This is a genomic window from Asanoa sp. NPDC050611 (assembly GCF_040654855.1).
Classification (GTDB): Bacteria; Actinomycetota; Actinomycetes; order Mycobacteriales; family Micromonosporaceae; genus Asanoa.
In genome coordinates this window covers 1-747 of sequence record NZ_JBFAIU010000072.1, presented here as the reverse complement: position 1 = coordinate 747, position 747 = coordinate 1, and the positions used below count along the sequence as shown (strand labels likewise).

Below are 747 nucleotides of genomic sequence, written 5' to 3'. Positions count from 1 at the left end.
CGTTTGTACATCGCGGGCGCGCCCGTGGTGGCTCGCGGGCTGCTCGCCCCGACTGGGGCGGCCCGCCTGTCGGCACGGGTCGAGCAGCTGGCCGAGACCCGGGCCGCGGCCGTCGACGCGTCCGCGGCGGAGCTCCGTCGCATCGAACGCGACCTGCACGACGGTGCGCAGGCCCGGCTCGTCGCGTTGAACATGAACCTGGGCATGGCGGAGGCGATGTTCGACTCCGACCCGGACACCGCCCGTTCGATGCTCGCCGACGCCCGCGCCGGCGCCCGCACCGCGATGAGCGAGCTGCGGGACCTCGTACGCGGCATCCACCCGCCACTGCTCGCCGACCGTGGGCTGCCCGGTGCGATCCAGGCGCTGGCCCTGGCCAGCTCCATCCCCGTCGACCTGGACCTGCGGCTCGACCGCCGCCTGCCGGCGCCGATGGAGTCCGCGGCGTACTTCGTGCTGGCCGAGGCGCTGGCCAACGCCATCAAGCACGCCGACGCGGACCGGATCACGCTGTCGGTCACGGACCTCGGCTCCCGGCTCTCGCTGCGGCTGAGCGACGACGGCCGCGGCGGGGCGGACCCGGCCCGCGGCACCGGCCTGCGCGGGATCGAGCGCCGGCTGGCCGCCTTCGACGGCACGCTGCGGCTGACCAGCCCGCCCGGCGGCCCGACGGTCGTGGAGATGGAGCTGCCGTGCGCGTCGTGATCGCCGAAGACCTCGTGCTGTTGCGCGACGGGCTGGTGTGGC

1 protein-coding gene is annotated in these 747 nt (G+C 75.5%); it reads left to right on the top strand.

Annotated features, from left to right (window positions below; all coding sequences use genetic code 11):
* On the top strand, positions 1 to 705 hold a 705-nt coding region (locus AB0H87_RS14115; protein WP_360144035.1), incomplete at its 5' end, for a histidine kinase.
* Between the last annotated feature and the right edge of the window lie 42 nt (positions 706 to 747).